At 43.3% G+C, this 855-nt stretch carries 1 pseudogene; it reads right to left on the bottom strand.

Features of this window, described 5'->3' with window-relative positions:
• Positions 1–123: 123 nt before the first annotated feature.
• Positions 124–811: pseudogene (locus tag CIK04_RS31150) on the bottom strand (IS630 family transposase); the annotation flags it as partial.
• Positions 812–855 lie beyond the last annotated feature (44 nt).

Genomic DNA, 855 nt, shown 5'->3' with positions numbered 1-855 from the left:
CACTTATTTAGAAACCCAGTCTTCGGACTGGGTTTTGTCGTTTTCAGCGTGATGAATTTTTCTTTCAAGGGAATGCATCTTGCTCATGTCATACCAATCTGGAAAATTAACTGTCAGGTCTATCCATCTTCTCGAACACATCTGTCTGACTCTGGCCGAACATTCCAAAAAACTCTTCCAAGCCCTACATACTTTGGAGACAATGCCTTCGTAATCCGCAAAAGATGGATTGGCGAGATAGTGTTGTCTTAACCTACTCCACACTTGTTCTATCGGTTTTAGCTCTGGAGAATAGGGTGGGAGCTTGATGATACTGACATTATCAAATGGCTCTGCAATGTCATTGGTATGCCAACCCGCGCCATCCATAATGACCACTGTGTGACGACTTTTTTCGGTCACCGTGGAGAGCTACTTCAGATGCTCAACCATAATGTTCTTGTTAACACAAGGAACGACCATTGCCTGGCCAATACCTCTAGCGGGACATACTGAGCCAAACAAACACGCATGTTCAAACTGCTGCTGTTTTACCACTCTTGGTCTTGAGCCACGCTCAGCCCAAAGTCGAGTTGTCGTGTTTTGCTGGGCGACTCGTTCTTGGTTTCTCTTGCAGTCCTTCAAGCCCTTCTTCAAGGAATGTTTGTACCCATTGATTCACACTGGTTCTGCTTACCTTAAGGAACTTAGCAATTTGGGTTCGAGAGTAACCATCTTTAAAGTGGGCCAATGCGAGCAATCGCACTTTCATTTGAATAGATTTTTGTTGGCTAGTAAGTTTTTTGAAATCAATGTTATTGAGACTGTCCATAGTGTCATTTATCACGAAGAAGTAACAGCCTCAATTAGTTCATA

It is taken from the genome of Vibrio sp. 03_296, assembly GCF_002265885.1.
The sequence above is the reverse complement of the archived record's forward strand: the minus strand, read 5'-3'. Positions and strand labels throughout refer to the sequence as shown.